The organism is Streptomyces sp. JLYT201, assembly GCF_059448825.1.
On the sequence record NZ_CM182551.1, the window covers coordinates 4,547,241 to 4,570,764 of the forward strand.

15 protein-coding genes and 1 tRNA gene are annotated in these 23,524 nt (G+C 73.1%); 3 read left to right on the forward strand and 13 right to left on the reverse strand.

Going from position 1 to position 23,524, the window contains the following annotated elements; all coding sequences use genetic code 11:
- The first annotated feature begins 392 nt into the window (after positions 1-392).
- Positions 393-1,607, forward strand: a complete 1,215-nt coding sequence (locus AC5WAM_RS18600) for an RICIN domain-containing protein (protein WP_495523202.1) — start codon at positions 393-395, stop codon at positions 1,605-1,607.
- On the opposite strand, the gene AC5WAM_RS18605 is transcribed toward AC5WAM_RS18600, so the two are convergent.
- Both AC5WAM_RS18605 and AC5WAM_RS18610 read right to left on the reverse strand, forming a co-directional pair.
- Complete coding sequence (locus AC5WAM_RS18605; RefSeq protein ID WP_366792198.1) at positions 1,577-2,281, reverse strand: class I SAM-dependent DNA methyltransferase; 705 nt, start codon at positions 2,279-2,281, stop codon at positions 1,577-1,579. The genes AC5WAM_RS18600 and AC5WAM_RS18605 overlap by 31 nt on opposite strands.
- 56 nt (positions 2,282-2,337) lie before the next feature.
- Entirely contained in the window at positions 2,338-3,102 is a 765-nt protein-coding gene (locus AC5WAM_RS18610; RefSeq protein ID WP_495523203.1) for a hypothetical protein, read from the reverse strand.
- A 129-nt stretch (positions 3,103-3,231) separates the two neighbouring features.
- Here AC5WAM_RS18610 and AC5WAM_RS18615 point away from each other — a divergent pair, with 129 nt between their 5' ends.
- Positions 3,232-4,077, forward strand: coding sequence for a TetR/AcrR family transcriptional regulator (locus AC5WAM_RS18615; RefSeq protein ID WP_495523204.1), 846 nt, complete (start codon positions 3,232-3,234; stop codon positions 4,075-4,077).
- A 69-nt stretch (positions 4,078-4,146) separates the two neighbouring features.
- On the opposite strand, the gene AC5WAM_RS18620 is transcribed toward AC5WAM_RS18615, so the two are convergent.
- The 9 genes from AC5WAM_RS18620 to AC5WAM_RS18660 all read right to left on the reverse strand — a co-directional run bounded on the left by AC5WAM_RS18620 (position 4,147) and on the right by AC5WAM_RS18660 (position 19,024).
- Positions 4,147-5,718, reverse strand: a complete 1,572-nt coding sequence (locus AC5WAM_RS18620; RefSeq protein ID WP_495523205.1) for an AMP-binding protein — start codon at positions 5,716-5,718, stop codon at positions 4,147-4,149.
- Positions 5,719-5,938: 220 nt separating this feature from the next.
- Positions 5,939-6,015 (reverse strand) — tRNA-Thr (locus tag AC5WAM_RS18625).
- Between the two features lie 109 nt (positions 6,016-6,124).
- On the reverse strand, positions 6,125-7,732 hold the full coding sequence (locus AC5WAM_RS18630; protein ID WP_495523206.1) for an alpha/beta hydrolase: 1,608 nt from the start codon (positions 7,730-7,732) through the stop codon (positions 6,125-6,127).
- A gap of 365 nt (positions 7,733-8,097) precedes the next feature.
- Entirely contained in the window at positions 8,098-9,303 is a 1,206-nt protein-coding gene (locus tag AC5WAM_RS18635; protein ID WP_138961059.1) for a DNA polymerase III subunit delta', read from the reverse strand.
- A gap of 249 nt (positions 9,304-9,552) precedes the next feature.
- Positions 9,553-12,894 (reverse strand): dTMP kinase, encoded by a 3,342-nt coding sequence (gene tmk / locus AC5WAM_RS18640; RefSeq protein ID WP_495523207.1) that lies wholly within the window; start codon positions 12,892-12,894, stop codon positions 9,553-9,555.
- A 153-nt stretch (positions 12,895-13,047) separates the two neighbouring features.
- Positions 13,048-15,870, reverse strand: a complete 2,823-nt coding sequence (gene topA / locus AC5WAM_RS18645) for a type I DNA topoisomerase (protein ID WP_366792190.1) — start codon at positions 15,868-15,870, stop codon at positions 13,048-13,050.
- A 430-nt stretch (positions 15,871-16,300) separates the two neighbouring features.
- Positions 16,301-16,498 (reverse strand): hypothetical protein, encoded by a 198-nt coding sequence (locus tag AC5WAM_RS18650; RefSeq protein WP_138961056.1) that lies wholly within the window; start codon positions 16,496-16,498, stop codon positions 16,301-16,303.
- A gap of 385 nt (positions 16,499-16,883) precedes the next feature.
- Complete coding sequence (locus tag AC5WAM_RS18655) at positions 16,884-18,392, reverse strand: DUF7059 domain-containing protein (protein WP_366792232.1); 1,509 nt, start codon at positions 18,390-18,392, stop codon at positions 16,884-16,886.
- Positions 18,393-18,424: 32 nt separating this feature from the next.
- Positions 18,425-19,024 (reverse strand): TetR/AcrR family transcriptional regulator, encoded by a 600-nt coding sequence (locus AC5WAM_RS18660; RefSeq protein WP_366792189.1) that lies wholly within the window; start codon positions 19,022-19,024, stop codon positions 18,425-18,427.
- Between the two features lie 197 nt (positions 19,025-19,221).
- Here AC5WAM_RS18660 and AC5WAM_RS18665 point away from each other — a divergent pair, with 197 nt between their 5' ends.
- Positions 19,222-20,049 carry a class I SAM-dependent methyltransferase gene (locus AC5WAM_RS18665; protein WP_495523208.1) on the forward strand — a complete coding sequence of 276 codons (828 nt, stop codon included), beginning with the start codon at positions 19,222-19,224 and terminating at the stop codon, positions 20,047-20,049.
- Positions 20,050-20,260: 211 nt separating this feature from the next.
- On the opposite strand, the gene AC5WAM_RS18670 is transcribed toward AC5WAM_RS18665, so the two are convergent.
- Together AC5WAM_RS18670 and AC5WAM_RS18675 are read right to left on the reverse strand one after the other, a co-directional pair.
- Positions 20,261-20,845 carry a small secreted protein gene (locus tag AC5WAM_RS18670; protein ID WP_366792187.1) on the reverse strand — a complete coding sequence of 195 codons (585 nt, stop codon included), beginning with the start codon at positions 20,843-20,845 and terminating at the stop codon, positions 20,261-20,263.
- Positions 20,846-21,051: 206 nt separating this feature from the next.
- Positions 21,052-23,454, reverse strand: a complete 2,403-nt coding sequence (locus AC5WAM_RS18675; RefSeq protein ID WP_495523209.1) for a sodium-translocating pyrophosphatase — start codon at positions 23,452-23,454, stop codon at positions 21,052-21,054.
- Positions 23,455-23,524 lie beyond the last annotated feature (70 nt).

Sequence of the window (23,524 nt, forward strand, 5' to 3'; positions counted from 1 at the left end):
ATCGCGCTGCGCGCTCGTCCTCGAACGCCGGACGGGCTGGATGGTTGCCGGTGCGGACGGGATCTCGTCTGCGGCTCGGATCTCGTGTGCGGGCCGGACCGATCCGCGGTCCGCGGACGAGATGCGGCCCGCACCGAGAACTTCCAGCCCGTCCGGCGTTTGAGGACGAGGCGCGGAGCGCCGAAAACGGGGGGCACAGGGGGCGGAGCCCCCCGGATCGGGAAGGGGCGGGTCAGGGGCGCCCCGCGAGGGACGGGCGGCACCTCGTTGCAGGGTCAATAACGTCCGAAACCATGCCGTATCGGGATCATGGCCCCCGCTCCTAGGCTGACCCACGCACCCTGCCCGACGCACCAGCCCTACGTACCAGCCCTACGTACCAGGAGGCCGACGTGGCAGCGTTATCCGAGGGCATCTACCTCATCAAGAACGAGGCGAGCGGGATGTACGCGACCGTGCAGCCCGGCGCCGGGGCGAAGCAGAGCGCCAAGGTCGTGCTGGAGGACCTGCACGGCGAAGGCGCGGCACGGCACGGCCAGCTGTGGCACGCCCGGCCGCACAGCGCGCGCGAGGGCGCGTGGACGCTGCGGAACGTGCACAGCACGTACTTGATGGACGTCATGGCGGGCCGCGGCCGCGCGGGCGCGGCGGTGCAGCAGTGCGCCGCGGAGTCGCGCGACGACCTGCTGGCCTCGCAGCTGTGGCGCCCCCGGCAGCTCGACGAGGACGTGTACGCGCTGACGAACGGCTACAGCGGCAAGGCGCTCGCCGTGAAGGGCAACAGCCACGAGGCGAACGCGCCCCTGGAGCAGGCGGACCCGGCCCTCGGCGAGGACCTCGGCACACAGGCGTGGCGCCTGGAACGGGTGCCCCCGCGCGGCGAGTCGAAGGGCTTCGACGCCCTGACCGCCTCCGTCGTCTCCGGCCACGGCGGCCCCATCGGCGCCACCCTCAGCGGCCTGACGGGACTCGCCAAGGGCGTCCTGGACGCGGGCGGCGGCGTCTTCGAGACGATGGCGAAGGTCGTGACCGACCCCAAGGCGCCCTACCTGCGGTTCGACGGCTTCCGCGGGGACGAGTTCATCCGCTTCTCGCAGCGCCACGGCATCGAGGCGGGCCCGAAGAAGATCAGCGAGCACTTCACCCGGCCGCCCCGGGGCTTCCGCACCGACTACGAGGACGTCCTGACCGCGCGCAAGGGCAGCGGCCACACCCACGCGGCCCTCATCCGCGACGAACTCCTGGAGTTCTCCGAGCGGTCGGCGAGCGACACGCCGCGGATCCTGCCGCGGGAGCTGCGCGAGCAGCTGCCGGTGAAGGCGGCCACCGTCGCCGACGCCAAGGGCGAGACGGTGGCGTTCTTCACCGGCGAGAGGATCGTGGTCACCGACGGCTCCCTGCGCCCCACCGGCGAACTCCACCTGCCGCACGCGCCGGACGCCTTCCGCACGGACCTCGACACCGCCACCGCCGTCTCCGTCGACGACGAGATGCACTACTTCCTCGTCAGGGGCGAGGAGTTCGTCATCGTGAGCGAGGGCAAGCTCGTGCAGGGCCCGGCCAGGCTGACCGACGCCTACTCCTTCCTGACCGGGGTGTGGATGTAGGGCTCGCGGGCGGCGAGCACGTACGCCTGCGGGGTCCGCTCCCCCTCGTACGGCTCGCGGACCAGCTGTCCGGTCGGGACGAGACCGGCCTCCCTCAGCTGGTCCGCGATCCGCTCGGGCCGCCAGCGGTGGAAGTCGAGGTCCACCGCGTGCCCGAACGCCTCGTCGTAGTGGCGGGGTTCGTCACCGACCTGGAAGCCGAGCAGGAGCGGGGCGCCCGGGGCGAGCACGCGGTGGAACTCGGCGAAGACGCCGGGCAGTTCGCGCGGCGGCACGTGGATCGTCGAGTACCACGCGACCACCCCGCCCGCCGCCCCGTCCGGCAGGTCGAGCGCGGTCATCGAGCCCTCGTCGAACCGCAGGTGGGGGTAGGTGGCACGGGCGAGCGCCAGCATGCCCGGCGACAGGTCGATCCCCCGCGTCGCCACCCCCAGGCCGTCCAGGTACGCGCTCACCTTCCCGGTCCCGCACCCCACGTCGACGACCTCCCCCTTCACCAGCTCGGCGAAGGCGGTGAGCATGGCGCGGGACAGCGGACAGGAGTCCAGCGCGTCGCGCCACTCCTCGTGGACGACGTCGGCGATGGCGTCGTAGGAGGTACGGGTCCTGGCGAGGTACGCGGCTTCGGTCGTGTCGGTCACGGCGGCTTCGGTCGTGTCAGTCACATGGGTCACGGGAACGGACCGTAGCCGCCCCCACTGACAACGCGGGCCCTCGCCGGGACCGGCGCTCACACCTCCTGCGGAGCAGCCGTCGGCAGCGGCAGCGGCGGCGACATCGGGTACGCCGAGGGCGCGCCGCCCGCGCGCCGCGACCTCGGCAGCCACAGCGAGAGCACCGCGCTGGTCCGGTCGAAGACGGGCTCGGTGCGCAGCGCGGCGGGCAGCAGCGGGGCGAGCCAGGAGTCGCCCGCGAGCTCGTCGGCCTCCGCGGCGATCGTGTGCAGGCCGATCAGCCGGTGCTCCGGCTGGTGCAGGAGCCAGGCGCCGCCCAGGCCCCGCGCCTCGGCCTCGTCGCGCACGCGCCCCCAGACGCGGTCGAGCGCGGCCTCGGCGTCGCCCTCGTACCGCAGCCGCTCGAAGCGGCTGACGCGGTGCGCGTCGAGCGGCCGGAAGTTGTGCGCCCCGGCGACCCGCCATATGTACCGCTCGACGTTCAGGAAGAACGGGCGGCTCCAGAACTTCACCCCCGGCTCGAACTCCAGCTCCTGGCTGGTGAAGCGCTCGTAGTCGAGCACGTCGGCCCACGTCTCGAAGAGATAGCGGCCGCCGGTGAAGTGCTGCCCGCCGAAGGCGTCGAACCGGCTCGGCATGTACTTCGCGTACATGCCGGGCCGCGCGTCCATCACGCGCCGCTCGATCTCCTGCTTGTCGACGATCTCCTGGACGCCGACGCCGTCCGCGAGCGGGAAGTCCGAGGTGAACGCGGCCTCCATGGAGAGGGGCCCGACGTCGTAGCCCTTGATCGGACCGGGTCCGTACGCATGCGTGGTCATGACACTCCTTGGTGCGGGGTGGGTGGCGCCCGGCGCGGGTCGCGCCGCCGCCGTACGCCATGACCGTATGCCGAACACCGACCAAACTCCAAACACTGTTCAATCTTTGTCCGCCGTACCATGGTGCGCATGACCACCCCGAAGGAAGGCGCGAGCAGACGCGCGCGCCACCGCGCCCAGACCACCGCCGAGATCAAGGCCACCGCGCTGAAACACCTGGTGGAGGCCGGTAGCGAGGCCGTCGCACTGCGCGGGATCGCACGGGACATGGGCATGGCGCCCGGCACGTTCTACAGCTACTTCGACACCCGCGAGGCCCTCCTCGCGGCGCTCGCGGCCGACGCGTACCGGGCCCTCGCCGCGCATCTGCGCACGGCCCGCGACGGCGCGCGGGAGCCCGCGGACCGCGCCCTGGCGCACGGCCTCGCCTACCGCGCGTGGGCCCTCGCGCACCCGCAGGAGTTCCGCCTGCTCTTCAGCGGCCGCAGCCCGCACGCGCGGACCCAGGACAGCACCGAGGCGGAGTACGAACTGTGCCTGGGCATAGTGGAGATCGCGGCGACGGCGCGACACGCCGACGATGGGGCGCCGCGGCCCGACGCCCGATCCACAACCGTACGGCCGGGCGCCGGTCCCACGACCACACGGCCGGGCACCGAACCCACGACCGCACGGCCGGGCACCGGACCCACGACCACACGGCCGGGCACCGGACCCACGACCGCACGGCCGGGCACCGAGCACGAATCCCCGTACTCCTGGGGCGACTTCGACCCGGTCTTCACGGAGGTGGCGCGTGCGGCCTTCCCGGCGCTCACCCCCGCGACGCTGGCCCGCTCCCTGCGCCTGTGGGGCCGGCTGCACGGCCTGGTCACCCTGGAGATCGACGGCCTGCTCCGCCCCCAGATCGCCGATCCGGAACAGCTGTACCGCGACGAACTCGCGGACGTCACCGCGTGGTTGAGGGAGGCCTGATCCGGGCCGGGCACTCGTGAGGCGGATCTCCCGCCGAGAGGCCTGGCCCGGGGGGGCTGAACGGGGGGACTACGCGCCCGTGATGCGGATCTCCCGCCGCAGCACCTTCCCGGCCTCCGACCGGGGCACCTCCGCGCGCAGCTCGATCACCCGCGGCACCTTGAACCCCGCGAGCGCGCCCCGGCAGTGCGCGACGAGCCGCTCCACGAGCCCGTCGGCGGCGGCCGCGCCCGCCTCGGGCCGCACGACGGCGCCGACCCGCTGCCCCCACTCCTCGTCCGGCACGCCCACGACGGCCGCGTCGGCGACCTCGGGGTGCGCGAGCAGCACGGCCTCGACCTCGGCCGGGTACACGTTCACGCCCCCGGAGACGATGAGGTCGGTGCGCCGGTCGCGCAGGTAGAGCCAGCCGTCGGCGTCCAGGTACCCGTGGTCACCCGCGGTGAAGTACCCGTCGCGCATGGCCTGTTGGGTCTTCTCGACGTCGTGGTGGTACTCGAAGGGGATCACCGGCCGGAAGAACACCCCGCCGGTCTCGCCCGCGGGCAGCGGCCGCCCGTCCTCGTCGAGGACGCGGACGTCGACGTCGGCCATCGGCAGGCCGACCGTGCCGGGCCTGGCCAGCCAGTCCGCGCTGTCCACGGCGGTCACCCCGCCCTCCGTGGCCGCGTAGAACTCGTACAGGACGGGCCCGAACCAGTCGATGGCGCGCCGCTTCACGTCCGGTGGGCAGGGCGCGGCCCCGTGCACCACGGCGCGCAGGCTCGACGTGTCGTACCGCTCGCGGACGGCGGCGGGCAGCCGCAGCAGGCGGTGCAGGACGGTGGGCACGGTGAACAGGAAGTCGACGGCGTGCCGGTCGACGAGCCGCAGCCAGTCCTCCGTGCGCGGGCGCTCCGCGAGGACGACGGTGTGGCCGAGCTGGAGCGCCATGTTCGCGAACAGGCCGGGCGCCGCGTGGTACAGCGGCGCCGCGCACAACTGCGTGAAGGGTCCGGGGCCGACGCCGCACCGGGCCATGAAGTCCAGCTCGTACGGGCTCGGGCCGGGGGGCGCCGCCGACAGCTGCCTGCGGACGGCCTTGGGCCGCCCGGTCGTGCCGGAGGTGTAGAGCATGACGCCGCCCGCGCGCGGCTCGGCCGGAGGCGTGGCGGGCTCGGCGGCGAGCAGTTCCTCGTACGCCACCCAGCCGGGCGCGGTACCGCCCCACACGACCCGCCGCTCTGCCGGCACCCCCGCGGCATCGAGCGCGGGCCCGGCGACCCCGACCAGCCCCACATCCACGACGACCGCTCGGGCCCCGCTGTCCACGAGCACGTGCTCCACCTCAGGCGTGGTGAAGTGATGGCTGAAGGGCGTGAAGTACAGCCCCGACTGCCCGGTGGCAAGGCGCAGTTCGAAGAAGGCCCGACTGTTGGGAAGCATGGCGGCGACGCACTCCCCCGCCCGCACCCCGAGCCGCGCAAGCGCCCGCGTGAGCCGATGCACCCGCCCCGCCAGCTCCGCATACGTCACCTCACCCCCCTCACCCTCAACCACCGCAACCCGCTCCGGCCAGGCCGCAACCACAGCCCCGAACCCGACGGGCGCCCCCTCCCCACACCCACCCACACCCATCTCCCCGCGCCCACCCACACCCATCTCCCCGTGCCCACCCACACCCATCCACGCCACCCCTCTCACCGTCCGCGCATCGTAGGCAGCCCCCCACCACCCCCGTACATAACGCCCCAGCACATGGATCCCCCCACGAATCTGTCCACTACACACAGCCCACCGCACCTCGCACCTGCGGTAGGGCCCACGCCCCTGGAGACACAGAAAGACCCCAGGCCGTGATCTACACGACCTGGGGTCCCAGTGGAGCCGCCTTCGGGATTCGAACCCGAGACCTACGCATTACGAGTGCGTTGCTCTGGCCATCTGAGCTAAGGCGGCGCGCGTCCCGCACCTATGGTGCGATCAGCAACGTCAGCAAGTCTACACAGTTTCCGGGGGTGCTCCGTACACCCCTCCGGGCGGGCGGCCGGAGGGGTGTGAGCTGGGGTTACGCGCAGCGCTTGGCGGTGCGGGGGGCGCGGCCCTCCAGGAGGTAGGTGTTGATCGTGTCGTCGACGCAGCGGCTGCCCCGGCCGTACGCCGTGTGGCCGTCGCCCTCGTAGGTGAGGAGGCGACCCGAGGAGAGCTGGGAGGCGAGGGCCTTGGCCCAGCGGTAGGGGGTGGCGGGGTCGCGGGTGGTGCCGGCGACGAGGATCGGGGCGGCGCCCTTCGCCTCGATGCGGTGGGGCTCGCCCGTGGCCCGCACGGGCCAGTACGCGCAGTTCAGGGCCGACCACGCGAGTCCCTCGCCGAACACGGGCGAGGCCTTGGCGAAGGCGGGGAGCGCGGCCTTCACCTCCTCGGGGGTGCGGAAGGACGGCGGGAGGTCCAGGCAGTTCACGGCGGCGTTGGCGTACATGAGGTTCGAGTACGCGCCGTCGCCGTCCCGCTCGTAATAGCTGTCGGAGAGGGCCAGCAGGGCCGAGCCGTCGCGGTCGCGCATCGCCGCGTCGAGGGCGTCGCGCAGCTGGGGCCAGGCCGACTCGTCGTACATCGCGGCGATCACGCCCGTGGTGGCGAGTGCCTCGCCGAGCGCGCGGCCACCGGCCGGGCCCGGGTCGCCCGCGGGGAGCGGGGCGCGGTCGAGGTCCGCGAAGAAGCCCTTCAGACGGCGGCCCGCGTCCGCGGGGCTCTTGCGGCCGAGGGGGCAGTCCGCCCGCCGCACGCAGTCCTTCGCGAACGACTGGAAGGCCGTCTCGAAGCCCGCCGTCTGGTCCTCGTTCATCCGGCGGGCCGAGAGCGACGGGTCCATCGCCCCGTCCAGGACCAGGCGGCCCACCCGGTCGGGGAACAGCCCTGCGTACGTCGCGCCGAGGAACGTGCCGTACGACGCCCCGACGTACGTCAGCTTCTTGTCGCCGAGGGCCGCCCGCAGGACGTCCATGTCCCGGGCCGTCTCGACCGTGGAGACGTGCTTCAGGAGGCCGCCCGCACGCCGCTCGCAGCCCGCCGTGAACTTCCGGTAGGACGCGGTGAGCCCCTTCGTCTCAGCCGCGTCGTCCGGGGTCACGTCCGTCTGCGTGTACGCGTCCATCTCGCGGTCGCTCAGGCACGTGACCGGCTCACTGCGGGCCACGCCGCGCGGGTCGACGGCCACCATGTCGTAGCGGGCGCGGATCTTGCCGGGGTAGCCGAGCGCCGCGTACGACTGGAGGTAGTCGATCGCCGAGCCGCCGGGGCCGCCCGGGTTGACCAGGAGCGAGCCGAGGCGGTCACCCGCTTTGCCCGTCGCCCGCTTGCGGGACACGGCCAGGCGCAGGTCACCCGCGTCCGGGGCGGCGTAGTCGCGCGGCACGCGCAGCGTCGCGCACTCGAAGTCGGGCACTCCGCAGGCGCGCCAGCGCGGCTTCTGGTCGTAGTACGACGTCAGGTGCTCCGGTGTGGCCCGGGGCAGCGCGGCCAGAGCGACGTTCGCCGAGGGGTCTTCCGAACCGCCCGACGAGCAGCCGGGGATGAGCAGCGCGGCGGCCAGCAGCGCGAGGACGCCCCGGCGGGGGCGGGACGCCCTGGGGCGGCCTGGGGGACGGGGGCGTCGGGCGCGGCTGGTGGTTCCCATCCGGCGAGAGTAACGCTCCGGGGTCACACGATCACCATGCGTGCCCTTTTGGGTGACTTGGCTGCCGTACGCATCCCCGCGCCGGGGACCCGCGTCGGCGGCCGGTGTCCCGTCTCGGTGGTCGGTGTCCCGTCTCGGTGGTCGGTGTCCCGTCTCGGTGGTCGGCGTCGGTGGCCAGTGCCTCGTGCCGGTGGCCGGTGCCGAGGGCCCGGGCCGGTGGCCGGTGCCCCATGCCCGTGGCCGGGGACCCGCGCTGGTGATCGGCGCCCCATGCCGGTAGCCGGTGCCCCGTGTCGGCGGACGGCGGCCCCTGTCGGTGACCCGTCAGTGCCCCGTGCCGGTCCCCCGCCCGTCCTCCCCCGCGCTCACCCCGCCCGCAGCGCCACCGTCATCGCCTCCACCGCGAGCAGCGGTGCCACATTGCGGTCCAGCGCCGTGCGGCAGGCGCCGATCGCCTCGATGCGGCGCAGCGTGGACTCCGGCGTGGTGCCGCGCGCCATGCGCTCCAGCATGTCCTGCACCTCCGTGTTGGCCAGCGGCACGCGGGAGCCCAACTGGAGCGCGAGGACGTCCCGGTAGACCCCGGTCAGGTCGATCAGGGCCAGGTCGAGGCTGTCGCGCTGCGTGCGGGTCCTGCGGCGCTTCTGCTTGTCCTCCAGCTCCTTCATGGCGCCCGCCGTGCCGCGCGGCATCCGGCCGCCCTGGGCCGCGCCGAGCGCCGCCTTCAGCTCCTCGGTCTCCTTGGCGTCGACGTCCTCGGCGACCTGCTTGGCCTCCTCGGCGGCCGTGTCGATCAGCTCCTGCGCGGCCCGCAGACAGCCGCCGATGTCCTCGACCCGCAGCGGCAGCTTGAGCACGGCGGCCCGGCGCTGCCGCGCGCGCTCGTCCGTCGCCAGGCGGCGGGCCCGGCCGATGTGCCCCTGGGTGGCGCGGGCGGCGGCCGCGGCGGCGGCGGGCTCGATGCCGTCGCGGCGTACGAGCATGTCGGCGACCGCGTCCACCGACGGCGTACGCAGCGTCAGGTGGCGGCAGCGGGAGCGGATGGTGGGCAGCACGTCCTCCAGGGAGGGCGCGCAGAGCAGCCACACGGTGCGGGGGGCGGGCTCCTCCACGGCCTTCAGGAGGACGTTGCCCGCGCCTTCGGTGAGGCGGTCGGCGTCCTCCAGGACAATGACCTGCCAGCGGCCTCCGGCGGGCGAGAGCTGGGCGCGGCGGACCAGCTCACGGGTCTCCTTGACGCCGATGGACAGGAGGTCGGTGCGGATGACCTCCACGTCCGCGTGGGTGCCGATCAGGCTCGTGTGGCAGCCGTCGCAGAAGCCGCAGCCGGGCTCGCCGCCGAGCGCGCGGTCGGGGCTCACGCACTGCAGGGCGGCGGCGAAGGCGCGCGCGGCGTCGGCGCGGCCGGAGCCGGGCGGGCCCGTGAACAGCCAGGCGTGCGTCATCTTCGAGGCCTCGGGCGCGGGGGCGCCGGTGGCGGCCGCGGTGACCAGGGTGTCGGCGTCACGCGCGGCGGCCGCGAGCTGGACGCTCACCTTCTCCTGGCCCACCAGGTCGTCCCATACCGGCACGGGTCACCGCCTTCGCCTAGCTGTCGTACGGACGCGACCGCCCAGGGACGCAACCGCCCACGGACGCGACCGCCGCACACCGTCACTGCCGCATACACGTCACCGTCGTACGCACGCAGCACGCCGCACATCACATCGCGCACTTCACGTCACGCACAGCACGTCGCACTGTCGCAATTCATTGTGGGGCACGGCACTGACAATCCCGACCGCGCGCCCGCTGACCTGCGCTTCCGCGCTGTCGTACGGTCAACGGCGGCGGCGCCTGCCCCGGTCCTCCGGCTCGTCCTCGTGCGACCCGAGGAGTTCGTCCGCGAGCGACGGCAGGTCGTCCATCGGCGTCTCCTCCGCCCACTCGGAGCGCTGGCGGCGCGGGGTGCCGTTCTCGTCGACCTGCGGCAGCTCGCGCGTCCGGTCGTTCGGGCCGAGGTCGTCGTGCGCGGCAGGCCGCGTGGCGGGCTGGGCGCGCTCGTCGCGGAAGTAGCCGGGCGGCACCCGGTCCGCCACGTCGTCCCGTACGGCCACGTCGTCCCGTACGGCCGGGAGGACGGTCGTCTCGTCCGCCGAGCCGTCCACGGTCACCTGCGGAAGGACGGTCGTCTCATCGGCGGCGCCGTCCACGCTCATCTTCGGGAGCACGGTCGTCTCATCGGCCGCGCCCTTCGTGGCCTGCGGCAGCTTCGCCGTCTCGTCGGCGGCGCCGACCGCCTTCGGGTCCACGACCGGCGTCGCCACGGTGATCTCGTTGTCCGGTGAGGTCGGCCGGTCGTCGGACGAAGACTGCCCGGACGAGGGCTGCTCGGCTGAGGGCTGCTCGGCCGCAGGCCGCTTGGGCGAGGCCGAGGCCGAGGCCGAAGGGGCCTGCCCCGCCCCAGCGGGCTTCTTGTCCAGCGAGGCCCCCGCCTCCGCAGAGCGAGCCGCCGAGCCCCGGCCCTGAACGGGCGGTGCCTCCGACGGCGAGGCCGTCACCGTCGCGGACGCAGCGGCGGACGCCGCCGCCTCCGCGAGCCGCCGCGCCTCCTCGGCACGCCGCAGCGCCTCCTCCGCCTTGCGCTGCTTCTCCAGACGCCGGGCCTCCGCCTCGGCGCGCAGCCGGGCCTCTTCCTCGGCCTTGCGCCGGGCCTCTTCCTCGGCTCGCCGGCGCGCTTCCTCCTCGGCCTTGCGGGCCGCTTCTTCCTCGGCGCGCCGCCGCGCCTCCTCCTCGGCCTTGCGGCGGGCCTCCTCGGCGCGCTGCCGGGCCTCCTCCGCCTGGCGTTCGGCCTCGCGGCGCTGGGCCTCCTCCAGCTCGCGCCGCTTGCGCTCCTCCTCCTCGGCGCGCAGCTTGGCGAGCTGCTCCTGGCGCTCGCGCTCCTTGCGCTCCTCCTCGGCCTTGCGGGCCGCTTCTTCCTCGGCGCGCCGCCGGGCCTCCTCCTCGGCCTTGCGGCGGGCCTCTTCCTGGGCCTTGATCTCGGCCTCGGAGAGCGGCAGGACGACGTCGAGCCGGTGCCGGATGACCGTCGTGACGGCCTCCGGTTCCTGGGCGGCGTCGACGACCAGATAGCGGCCGGGGTCGGCGGCGGCCAGCGTGAGGAAGCCGGACCGCACGCGCGCGTGGAACTCGGCGGGCTCGGACTCCAGGCGGTCGGGTGCCTCGGTGAAGCGCTCGCGCGCGGCCTCGGGCGCCACGTCGAGCAGGACGGTGAGGTGCGGGACGAGGCCGCCGGTGGCCCAGCGGTTGATGCGGGCCACCTCGGTCGGGGACAGGTCGCGGCCCGCGCCCTGGTAGGCCACGGACGAGTCGATGTACCGGTCGGAGATCACCACGGCTCCGCGCGCGAGGGCGGGCCGTACGACGGTGTCGACGTGCTCGGCGCGGTCGGCGGCGTACAGGAGCGCCTCGGCGCGGTGCGAGAGACCGGCCGACGACACGTCGAGCAGGATCGACCGCAGCCGCTTGCCGACGGGCGTGGCACCCGGCTCGCGCGTGACGACGACCTCGTGGCCCTTGGCCCGGATCCAGTCGGCGAGCGCCTCGGCCTGGGTGGACTTCCCGGCGCCGTCGCCGCCCTCCAGGGCGATGAAGAAGCCGGAGTCGGCGGGCGTCTGCACCGGGTCGTCGCCGCCGCGCAGCGCGTCCCGCAGGTCGTGCCGGAGCGGTACGCCCTGCCGGTCGTCGACCTTGGCGAGGACGAGTGCGGCCACCGGCAGGAGCAGCGCGCCGACCAGCATCAGCGTGAAGGAGGCGCCCCCGTGGTCGAACACGAACTTGCCGTTGACCATGCGGTGCGGCCCGATGACGGCGGCGAGCAGCGGCGCCACGAGCACGGCGAGCGCCACGAAGAGGCGTACGGCCGCCTGGAGGTGCTCGGTGGTGCGGGCCCTGCGGTAGTCCTCGACCTCCTGGTCGAGGAGCGCGTGCCCGGTGTTGGCGGCGACGCCCGCGGCGACGCCCGCGAGCAGCAGGATCAGCAGGACGCTCGTCAGGTCCGGCACGAGCCCGGCGGCCAGGAGGGCGACGCCGGTCACGGCGATGGCGAGGGCGAACAGCCGGCGGCGCGACAGTGAGGGCAGCAGCGCGGGCGCCAGGCGGATGCCCGCGACCGTGCCGCCGGTCAGCGCGAAGACGAACAGGCCGTACGTGACGGGCCCGCCCTGGAGGTCCTTGGCGTGCAGCACGGCGACCGCGACAGCCGCGGCGACCGCCCCGGCGACGGCGGTGCAGGCGGCGACGAGCAGCGGGATGGCTCCGGTGCGGCCCTTGTCGGTGCCGCTTCCGGTACGGGGCCTGCGCAGGCCCTCCAGGGGGCTGCGCGGGCGGGGCGTCTGCGTGCCGGGCAGCCGGATGGCGTACACGACGGAGGCGGACGCGGCGAAGAGCCCGGCGGCGACGAACGAGGCGAGCCCCGCCTGGTGCCGCTCGAACCAGTCGACGCCCGAGCCGAGCACGTTGCTGACGAGCCCGACCGCGACGAGGGCGACGGCGGCCAGGGGCAGCGCCGCGAATCCCGTGCGCAGGGACAGGCGGCGCAGCGCGTCCAGGTGGTCGGGCAGCGGGCGCACGGCGGCGCCCTCCGGCGGCGGGTTGGGCAGCAGGGCGGGCGCGGCGCTCTCGCGGGCGACGGTCCAGAAGCGCTCGCTGACGCCGACGACGAAGGACGTGACCAGGAGCAGCGCGAGCGCGTTGTCCGGCGTCCAGACGCTCCACAGGGGCGCGCAGACGAGGAGCGCGGCCCGCACGCCGTCGGCGCCGATCATGGTCCAGCGGCGGTCGAGGGGCCCGTCGGGCGAGGTGAGGGTCGTCAGCGGCCCGAGCAGGACCGCCCCGAAGAGCAGCGTCGCCAGGACGCGGGCCCCGAAGACGGCGGTCACGGCGATCGCGACGCCGCGGTAGCCGCCGCCGAAGGCTCCTTCGGCGATGGCCGACTGGAGCCCGAGGACGACGAGGACGAGCAGCGCCAGGCCGTCGCCGACGCTCCCGACGAGGTGCGCGCTCCACAACCGCTTCAGCTGCGGTACGCGCAACAGGGCACGCACCGCGCGCTCGCGGGAATCCGCGGCCAGGGAGTCGTCGGGAACCGTGGTCATGGCGGGTGGCTGTTCGGCACGCGTCATCCGTCCAGCCTATCTGGAGGCGGGCCGTCACAGCGGCGACGCCCGAACATACGGGCGTCGCCCACGGGGAGTACCGGTGGGGCGCCGGGGCGCTCGGTACGACGCGAGCCCCTGGCCGCGAACGGACAGGGGCTCGGCAGGAGGGGCCGACGGTCAGTCGGTGGTCTCCGCGGCGGCCGTCTTCTTGGCGACGGCCTTCTTCGTAGTCGTCGTCTTCTTGGCGGCCGTCTTCTTAGCCGTCGTTTTCTTGGCAGCGGTCTTCTTGGCCGCCGTCTTCTTGGCGGGGGCCTTCTTCACGGCCTTCTTGGCGGTCTTCTTCGCGGGGCCCTTGGCCCGCTTCTCCGCGAGCAGCTCGAAGCCGCGCTCGGGGGTGATGTCCTCCACGGAGTCGGCCGCCCGCAGCGTCGCGTTGGTCTCGCCGTCCGTCACGTACGGGCCGAAGCGGCCGTCCTTGACGACGACCGGCTTGCCGCTGACCGGGTCCTCGCCGAGCTCCTTGAGCGGCGGCTTGGCGGCGGCGCGGCCGCGCTGCTTGGGCTTGGAGTAGATCTCCAGGGCCTCGTCGAGGGTGATGGTGAAGAGCTGGTCCTCGGTCTCCAGGGAGCGCGAGTCGGTGCCCTTCTTCAGATACGGGCCGTAGCGGCCGTTCTGCGCGGTGATCTCGACGCCCTCGGCGTCGGTGCCGACGACGCGCGGCAGCGACATCAGCTTGAGCGCGTCGGCGAGCGTCACCGTGTCCAGGGACATCGTCTTGAAGAGCGAGGCCGTGCGCGGCTTGACCGCGTTCTTGCCGGTCTTCGGAGTGCCCTCGGGGAGCACCTCGGTGACGTACGGGCCGTAGCGGCCGTCCTTGGCGACGATCTCGCGGCCCGTCTCCGGGTCGGTGCCGAGCTGGAAGTCGCCGCTCGGCTTGGCGAGCAGCTCCTCCGCGTACTCGACGGTCAGCTCGTCGGGCGCCAGGTCGTCCGGGATGTCGGCGCGCTGGTGGTTCTCGGAGTCCTTCTCGCCGCGCTCGATGTACGGGCCGTAGCGGCCGACGCGCAGCACGATGCCGTTGTCGACGGGGAAGGACGACACCTCGCGGGCGTCGATCGCACCCAGGTCGGTGACGAGCTCCTTGAGGCCGCCGAGGTGGTCCCCGTCGCCGTTCCCGGCGTCCGCGGCGCCGCCCGTGCCCTCGCCCTCGCCGAAGTAGAACCGGCGCAGCCACGGCACGGCCTGCGCCTCGCCGCGCGCGATGCGGTCGAGGTCGTCCTCCATGCGGGCGGTGAAGTCGTAGTCGACGAGCCGCCCGAAGTGCTTCTCCAGGAGGTTCACCACGGCGAAGGACAGGAAGGACGGCACCAGGGCCGTGCCCTTCTTGAAGACGTAGCCGCGGTCGAGGATCGTGCCGATGATCGACGCGTACGTCGACGGGCGGCCGATCTCGCGCTCTTCGAGCTCCTTGACCAGGGAGGCCTCGGTGTAGCGGGCCGGGGGCTTGGTGGCGTGGCCGTCGACGGACATGTCGTCGGCGGACAGCGCGTCGCCCTGGGAGACCTGCGGGAGGCGGCGCTCGCGGTCGTCCAGCTCGGCGTTCGGGTCGTCGGCGCCCTCGACGTACGCCTTGAGGAAGCCGTGGAAGGTGATGGTCTTGCCGGACGCGCTGAACTCGGCGTCCCGGCCGTCGGCGGCCCGGCCGCCGATCTTCACGGTGACCGAGTTGCCCGTCGCGTCCTTCATCTGGGAGGCGACGGTCCGCTTCCAGATCAGCTCGTAGAGCCGGAACTGGTCGCCGGTCAGACCGGTCTCGGCGGGCGTGCGGAAACGATCACCCGACGGGCGGATCGCCTCGTGCGCCTCCTGCGCGTTCTTGACCTTCCCGGCGTACGTGCGCGGCTTGTCCGGCAGGTAGTCGCCGCCGTACAGCTGCGTGACCTGTGCGCGGGCCGCCGTGACCGCCGTGTCGGACAGGGTCGTGGAGTCCGTACGCATATAGGTGATGAAGCCGTTCTCGTACAGCTTCTGGGCCACCTGCATGGTGGCCTTCGCGCCGAAGCCGAGCTTGCGCGAGGCCTCCTGCTGCATCGTCGTCGTACGGAACGGTGCGTACGGGGAGCGGCGGTAGGGCTTGGACTCGACGGAGCGGACCGCGAAGTCCGTGTGCTCCAGGGCGGCGGCGAGGGCGCGGGCGTTGGCCTCGTCCAGGTGCAGCGTGTTCTGGCTCTTCAGCTGCCCGAGGGAGTCGAAGTCGCGGCCCTGGGCGACGCGCTTGCCGTCGACCGTCGTCAGCCGGGCCACCAGCTGCGAGGGGTCGCTCGGGTCGCCGGCGCGGCCGGTGCCGAAGGTGCCGGTCAGGTCCCAGTACTCGGCGGAGCGGAAGGCGATGCGCTCGCGCTCGCGCTCGACGACGAGCCGGGTCGCCACGGACTGCACGCGGCCCGCAGAGAGCCGCGGCATGACCTTCTTCCAGAGCACCGGCGAGACCTCGTAGCCGTACAGGCGGTCGAGGATGCGGCGGGTCTCCTGGGCGTCGACCATGCGCTGGTTGAGCTCGCGCGGGTTGCGGACGGCGCCCTGGATCGCGTCCTTGGTGATCTCGTGGAACACCATGCGCTTGACCGGGACCTTGGGCTTCAGGACCTCGAGGAGGTGCCACGCGATGGCTTCGCCCTCGCGGTCCTCATCGGTGGCGAGGAAGAGTTCGTCGGACTCCTTGAGGAGGTCCTTGAGCTTCTTGACCTGGGCCTTCTTGTCGGCGTTGACGACATAGATGGGCTGGAAGTCGTGCTCGACGTCCACGCCGAGGCGGCGGACCTCGCCCGTGTACTTCTCGGGGACCTCCGCGGCGCCGTTGGGAAGGTCACGGATGTGCCCGACGCTCGCCTCGACGGTGTAGCCGGGGCCGAGGTAGCCCTTGATCGTCTTCGCCTTGGCAGGCGACTCGACGATGACGAGTCGGCGGCCGCCCTGTGCGGTCTCGCTGGTCGGGGACAACTTCGCTCTTCTCTCCGGTCGACGCTCGATTGGCAATGCGGTGCCCGGCGCCCCCTGGGGGGTCGCCGCGACTGCGCTTGCGGTTGCGCTGTCGCTGCGGAGTGTGACGGTACATCCCGCCCCCGTGTCAAACGGGAAAAGCCCGCAACGGCCACTCGAACGGTAACCCGACTACCGCCATTCCTGCCGCCTGGGCTGGCCCCGGGCCGGGAGCGGTGCTCTGCGCCGGGGCTCGCCGGGCCTCTCGGCCGCCCGGGTCTCCTGGACGGTCGCGGGCGGTGGCCGCCCGTCGGCGCCGCATGCCCGGCCGGAGGCCGAGGGAGGGCGACGGAGGCCGGTGCAGGCCGTTGAAGGCCGGTGCAGGCCGTTGGAGGGCGGGGTTCCAGGGGCGCGGCTCCCGGTTCCGGGCCCGGGGCGCCCCGGGCGGGCCTCACACGCGTGTGAAGGACCACACCGCCAAGGCCAGGGCGCCGAAGCCCGCGACGGCGGCGAGGGTCGCGGCGGCCGTCTGCTGCACGCCGTGCGCCACCGGGGCGCGGTGGGCGACCCGGGTGCCGGTCCACAGCAGCAGCGCCGCGCCGAACAGCGCGAACACCGCCCCGGCGAAGATCGCTGGTCCGCTCTCCATGGCCTGGCCTCCCCGTGCCGTCCCGTACGCGGCACCTCACGGGTGCCCCGGCTGCGGACGCTGGCACGCCCAGGCGGCGGAACCACGAAATCCGGGTGAACGAGGGGCGGCGGACCGGGGCGACATTGGCCGGTTCCCTACGCGGAAGGGCCGACTCCGGGCGGGTGCGGGGGTCGGCCCCACGGTGGTGACAGGGACTCGTCACGTTGTGTACGGGTGTCGCTCACGCCACGTACGTGACCGAGCGGGGCCGGTACGAGACGTGACCTCGGTCGGCCCGACCGCCCCGCCCCCGCGCTCGGCACTGCCGTCCCGCCCCCGATCGGCCCGACCGTTCCGACTCCGATCGGCACTGCGGTCCCGACCCGGATCGGCACGGCCGTCCTTACTGCCCCACCGGCTCCAGGAACCCCTGCTCCACCAGGAGCCGGATCTGGGCCGGGGTGCGGTCCCGGAGCGCCACCGGGTCCTCGCCCATCAGCTGGGCGATGGCGTCCAGGATGCGGCCCGCGCCGAGCGAGCCGTCACACACGCCGGCGAAGCCCGCGCCCACCGTGTCCACGCGGGTCGCCCGCCGCATGCCGCGGTGCTGGCGCAGCACGACGTGCTCCGGGTCCTCGGCGCCGGGCATGCCGACCTGCTCCTGCACCACTTCGGCGGCGAGCTTGAAGTGGTCGCCGAGCAGCGCGGCGTCGTCGTGGGCGCGCAGATAGTCCTGGCGGGCGAAGTGGGCCCGGACCGTGTCGCCGAGGGGCTGCTCGACGGGGTGCGGCCACTCCTCGATGGTCACGGACGGCTCCGCGGCACCGGACTTGCGCAGCGTGACCCAGCCGAAGCCGACGCCCTTGGTCCTGCGGGCCTCGAACTCGTCGAGCCAGGCGTCGTACAGCGCCGCGTACTCCACCGGGTCGGTGCGGTGGTCCCCGGCGTCGCGCAGCCACAGCTCCGCGTACTGCGTGATGTCCTGCACCTCGCGCTGCACGATCCACGCGTCACATCCGCGCGGCACCCAGGAGCGGACGCGCTCGGTCCACTCCTCGCCGTCCACGTGCTGCCAGTTGGCGAGGAACTGCGCGTACCCCCCGTCGTTCAGCCTGTCCCCCGCCTGCTGAACGATCGAGCGGCACAGATCGTCCCCGCCCATGCCGCCGTCGCGGTACGTGAGCCGCGCGCCAGGCGAGATCACGAACGGCGGGTTGGACACGATCAGGTCGTACGTCTCGCCCTCGACCGGCTGGTACAGCGAGCCCTCCCGCAGGTCCGCTTCCGGCGCCCCGGAGAGCGCGAGCGTGAGCCGGGTGATGTGCAGGGCACGGGGGTTGAGGTCGGTCGCGGTGACCCGGGTGGCGTGCTGGGCGGCGTGCAGCGCCTGGATGCCGGAGCCCGTACCGACGTCGAGGGCGCTGGCCACGGGCGTGCGCACGGTGATCCCGGCGAGCGTCGTGGAGGCCCCGCCGACACCGAGCACCACGCCCTCGTCGCGGCTGCCGATGCCCCCGGCCCCGCCGACCGCGCACCCCAGGTCCGAGACGATGAACCAGTCCTCGCCGTCGGGCCCCCCGTACGGGCGTACGTCGACGGTGGCCTTGAGGCCGCCGCCCTCACCCGCCGCCCGGTCCTCCGTGAGCCAACCGCTCTCCAGGAGAGGGCCGACCGGCAGGACGCGCTCCACGCGCGCGTGCGGCACGGAACGCTGCAACAAGAAGAGCCGTACGAGCGTCTCCAGGTCACCGTCGCCCCGGGTGGCCCGCAGCGCGGGCACGGTCTCGCTGCGCGCGAGCGCGGCGTACGCGGACGCTCCCAGGAGTTCGAGGAGTCCGTCCGCGGTGAAGTCGGCCCCCAGGAGGGCCTCCCTCAGGCGCGGGGTGACATCGGGACGGTCGGTCAAAGGCAGGCCATAACTCACGCCCACATTGTGACCCGTCCTCAGGCCAGCGGTCCGCGTACGACGCCCGCGACGACCGTCCGCACGACCTTCACGACGGCCTCGGCCTCCGGCGGGGCGCCCTTCCTGTCGGCGAACAGCAGGTGTCCCGCGCCGATCAGCGTGGGTGCGAGCGTGTCGACGTCGGCGTAGGCCGCGAGACGGCCCCGTTCGCGCTCGGCGCAGAGGTACGCGGCGACCATGGCGGTGGCCTCCGCGAGCACCGGGACCCCGGTGGGCCGCGTCCGCCGCAGCCGGGCGCGCAGCTCGTCCCGCGAGGTGACGAGGCCGACCACTGCCACGGCGACCGATCCGAACAGCTCCGTCAGGGCGTCGGCGAGGTTGCCGACGACGGTCCCGGTACCGGCGGACGCGCGCAGCTCCGCGGCCTGCCGGTCCACCCGGGCGACGCGGTCCAGGACCAGTTCGGCGAGGAAGGCGTCGAAGTCGGCGAAGTGCCGGTGCAGCACCCCCTTGGCACAGCCCGCCTCCGTGGTGACAGCCCGGCTGGTCAGCGCGCTCGGCCCGTCCCGGAGCAGGACGCGCTCGGCGGCGTCGAAGAGCTGCTCGCGCGCGTCGCGGATGGCTACTCCTGTGGGCACCGGGGCGCCCTCCTCTCCTTCTGCGGCCTTCTGCGGCCTTCTGCGACTGGCGGCCTTCTGCGACCTTCTGTGGCTCGCGGCCTTCTGTGGCTCGCGGCCGACGGTCTGTTGACGGCTCGTGACCGACGGGCCTGTTGACGGTTCGCGGGTCGACGGGCCCGTTGACGAGTGGGCGATCGCCCACTCATAGTGGGCACATGCCCACTTTACCGCCGGGGCCGTCGGAGCAGGGTCCTCCCCATGAGCCCCCACCCCATCAACACCGCGACGTGGCCGAGTCGTTCGGCATCGACGCCGCGCGCTACGACCGGGCCCGGCCCCACTACCCCCGGGCCCTGGTGGACCGCGTGGTCGCCGCGAGCCCGGGGCCGGACGTCGTCGACGTGGGCACGGGGACCGGCATCGCGGCCCGCCAGTTCCAGGCGGCCGGGTGCCGGGTGCTCGGGGTCGAGGTGGATCCGCGGATGGCGGCCCTGGCACGGCGGCGCGGCCTCACGGTGGAGGTGGCGGCGTTCGAGGAGTGGGACCCGGCGGGGCGGGCCTTCGACGCGGTCGTCTCCGGCCAGACCTGGCACTGGGTGGACCCGGTCGCGGGCGCGGCACGGGCGGCGCGGACGCTGCGGCCCGGCGGCCGCCTCGCGGTGTTCTGGAACGCGGGCGAGCCCCCGGCCGACCTGGCGCGGGCCTTCGCCGAGGTCTACCGCCGGCTGCTGCCCGACTCGCTCGCCGCCCGCCAGTGGACGACGCCCGCCGGGGACGCGTACGCGGCCCTCGCCCTGAGGGCCGCCGACGGAATGCGGGCGGCGGGCGCGTTCGGCACGCCGGAGCACTGGCGCTTCGCCTGGGAGCGCGACTACAGCCGCGACGAATGGCTGGACCAGGTGCCCACGACCGGCAGCCACACCGGCCTCCCGGCAGCCCTCCTGGAGGAGGTCCTCCAGGGCGTCGGAGCCGCCGTGGACGCGGCCGGGGGCGGCTTCACGATGCGGTACACGACGGTGGCGGCCACGGCGGCACGCGCATAGGCCCCGCAGGGGCATGCGAGAGGGGCGCCCCCTGTCAGGGAGCGCCCCTCCTCACGGATCCGGCCGACGGGCTGGCGGAAGCCTGACCGATGGGCCGTCGAAGCCTGAGCGACGGGCCGCCAGACCTCCGGCCGACAGGCCGTCAGGCGTCCGGCCGACGTGCCGCCAGACCTCCGGCCGACAGGCCGTCAGGCGTCCGGCCGACAGGCCGTCAGGAGGACGAAGGCGAGCTGCCCGCCTTGCAGCTGTCCTGCTCGCGCATGGCCTTGCCGACGTCCCCGGCCTCCAGCTGCTTCTGGGCCGTGTTCTCGCTCTTGCTGAGCTTGCCGAGGCCCTCGGCGACCTTCGCGAGGTCGTCCGCGAAGGCCGACTGGTTCTTCGTGTCGAGCTTGTCGGTCTGCGCCTTGAGGTCCGCGTACGACTTGGAGAGGCCGTCCAGCTCCTTCACGGCGGCGTTCAGCTTCTTCTCGCCGTCGTCGACCGGCGGCGCGCCCGCCTTCTTCAGGGCGGCGCTGCGCTCCTTGTAGGCGTCGGAGATGTCCTGGAACGCCTGCGAGTCGGTCTTCTTCACTTCCTCCGGCGAGCTGTTGTCCGCGGTCTGCTTCTTGATCGCCGCGTTGGCGTCCGCGATCTTCTTGGACTGCGCCTGTACGGCCGTGTCGCAGACCTTCTTGGCCCAGTCGTCCAGCTTCTTGTTGCCGTCGTCGTCCGAGCACCCCGACAGCGCCAGTACCAGTACCGCACCGCCGGACACTGCGGCCGCGAGCTTCTTGTTCACCGGATTGGTCCCTTCCATGGCTCTCGGCCCCGGAACTTACACGCCGACCGGGCCGGGACCCCACGCCGGGCATCCCCTACTGCCCCTATTGCAGCCATTTGCACCAAGGGGCGCGGGGCGAGAGAAGGCTCACGACACGCGCCGTACCGCCCGCCGGAACGCACGAGGGGCGGGCGGCGCCTCAAAAAGCGCCACCCGCCCCCGTGTTGGGACGGCGGGACCGGCTACGAGACGACCGCGGGGTCGGCCGAGCTGGCGACCTTCCCCGAGTTCTCCTCGTCACCGACGGCGATGCCGCGCCGCTTGGAGACGTACACCGCGCCGACGATGACCGCGATGGACAGGACCGCGATCAGGACGCGCATCCCGACGCTCTTGTCCTCTCCGTAGCTGAACTTGACGACGGCGGGCGCGATGAGCAGCGCCACCAGGTTCATCACCTTCAGGAGCGGGTTGATCGCCGGGCCCGCGGTGTCCTTGAACGGGTCGCCGACCGTGTCGCCGATCACCGTCGCGGCGTGGGCCTCGCTGCCCTTGCCGCCGTGGTGGCCGTCCTCGACGAGCTTCTTCGCGTTGTCCCACGCGCCACCGGAGTTGGCGAGGAAAACCGCCATCAGCGTGCCCGTGCCGATCGCGCCGGCGAGGAACGCGCCGAGCGCGCCCACGCCGAACGTGAAGCCGACCGCGATCGGCGTGAGCACCGCGATCAGTCCGGGCGTGGCCAGCTCGCGCAGCGCGTCCTTGGTGCAGATGTCGACGACGCGCCCGTACTCGGGCTGCTCCGTGTAGTCCATGATCCCCGGACGCTCGCGGAACTGCCGCCGCACCTCGTACACCACGGCCCCGGCCGACCGCGACACGGCGTTGATCGCGAGCCCCGAGAAGAGGAACACGACCGCGGCGCCGAGCACGAGGCCCACCAGGTTGTTGGGCTGTGAGATGTCCATCACCAGGTTCATCGGGGCGCCGTCGCCGAGCTTCTGGCCGACGTCGTCGGCCGCCTCGGCGATCGCGTCCCGGTACGAGCCGAACAGCGCCGAGGCCGCGAGGACGGCCGTGGCGATGGCGATGCCCTTGGTGATGGCCTTGGTGGTGTTGCCCACGGCGTCCAGGTCGGTGAGCACCTGCGCGCCCGCGCCCTGGACGTCGCCGGACATCTCGGCGATGCCCTGCGCGTTGTCGGAGACCGGCCCGAAGGTGTCCATGGCGACGATGACGCCGACCGTGGTGAGCAGGCCGGTCCCGGCGAGCGCCACCGCGAACAGGGCGAGCATGATCGACGTACCGCCGAGCAGGAACGCCCCGTACACGCCGAGGCCGATCAACAGCGCCGTGTAGACGGCCGATTCCAGTCCGACGGAGATGCCCGCGAGGACGACCGTGGCCGGGCCCGTGAGCGAGGTCTTGCCGATGTCCCTGACGGGGCGTCGGCTGGTCTCGGTGAAGTAGCCGGTCAGCTGCTGGATCAGCGCGGCCAGGACGATGCCGATGGCGACCGCCACGACCGCGAGGACCCGTGGGTCGCCGCTCTTGGTCAGGATCGCCGCGTCCTCGACGCCGTCCAAGTCCGCGTACGAGGACGGGAGGTAGACGAAGACGGCCACCGCGACGAGGGCGAGCGAGATGAACGCCGAGATGAAGAAGCCGCGGTTGATGGCGGTCATCCCGCTGCGGTCGGAGCGCCGGGGCGCCACCGCGAAGATGCCGATCATCGCGGTGATCACGCCGATCGCGGGCACGATCAGCGGGAAGGCGAGCCCGGAGTCACCGAACGCGGCCTTGCCGAGGATCAGCGCGGCGACGAGCGTGACGGCGTACGACTCGAAGAGGTCGGCGGCCATCCCTGCGCAGTCGCCGACGTTGTCGCCCACGTTGTCGGCGATGGTCGCGGCATTGCGCGGATCGTCCTCCGGAATGCCCTGTTCGACCTTGCCGACCAGGTCGGCGCCGACGTCGGCGGCCTTGGTGAAGATGCCGCCTCCGACACGCATGAACATCGCGATCAGCGCGGCTCCGAGGCCGAAGCCTTCGAGCACCTTCGGTGCGTCCGCCGCGTAGACGAGCACGACACAGGAGGCGCCGAGCAGACCGAGCCCCACCGTGAACATGCCGACGACGCCGCCCGTACGGAAAGCGATCTTCATCGCTTTGTGCGAGACGGCGGTGAGATCCTTTTCCGGCTCGCCTTCCGCCGGTGTCGCTTCCCGGGCCGCGGCGGCCACGCGCACATTGCTGCGCACGGCGAGCCACATACCGATATAGCCGGTGGTGGCCGAGAAGGCCGCACCGATCAGGAAGAACACCGACCGGCCGATGCGCTGATTCCAGTCGTCCGCGGGCAGCAGCATGAGCAGGAAGAACACCACGACGGCGAAAACGCCGAGGGTCCGCAACTGCCGCCACAGATAGGCATTCGCGCCTTCCTGCACCGCCGCGGCGATCTTCTTCATGCTGTCGGTGCCCTCGCCGGCCGCGAGCACCTGGCGCACGAGCACCCAGGCGACCGCCAGGGCCGCGATCGCGACGGCCGCGATGACCATCACGATGAGGCGGTTGTCGTCGGTCAGTACCGGACCCGCGAGGATTGAGGGGTGGTCAAGCTGATGAGGGGTAGAAAGCCCCGCCATTCGTCCTCCTTGACGCTTGGGCTGAGCTCAAGATGTGGACGGATTGTAGGGAGCCGGACCTGATCAAAAC

Coding starts and splice junctions, on each gene's coding strand:
- AC5WAM_RS18610 (WP_495523203.1), bottom strand. CDS start 3,102: ATGACCACGCATGCGTACGGACCCGGTCCGATCAAGGGCTACGACGTC.
- AC5WAM_RS18615 (WP_495523204.1), top strand. CDS start 3,232: ATGACCACCCCGAAGGAAGGCGCGAGCAGACGCGCGCGCCACCGCGCC.
- AC5WAM_RS18620 (WP_495523205.1), bottom strand. CDS start 5,718: ATGGGTGTGGGTGGGCGCGGGGAGATGGGTGTGGGTGGGTGTGGGGAG.
- AC5WAM_RS18630 (WP_495523206.1), bottom strand. CDS start 7,732: ATGGGAACCACCAGCCGCGCCCGACGCCCCCGTCCCCCAGGCCGCCCC.
- tmk (WP_495523207.1), bottom strand. CDS start 12,894: ATGACGCGTGCCGAACAGCCACCCGCCATGACCACGGTTCCCGACGAC.
- AC5WAM_RS18650 (WP_138961056.1), bottom strand. CDS start 16,498: ATGGAGAGCGGACCAGCGATCTTCGCCGGGGCGGTGTTCGCGCTGTTC.
- AC5WAM_RS18665 (WP_495523208.1), top strand. CDS start 19,222: ATGCCCACTTTACCGCCGGGGCCGTCGGAGCAGGGTCCTCCCCATGAG.
- AC5WAM_RS18670 (WP_366792187.1), bottom strand. CDS start 20,845: ATGGAAGGGACCAATCCGGTGAACAAGAAGCTCGCGGCCGCAGTGTCC.
- AC5WAM_RS18675 (WP_495523209.1), bottom strand. CDS start 23,454: ATGGCGGGGCTTTCTACCCCTCATCAGCTTGACCACCCCTCAATCCTC.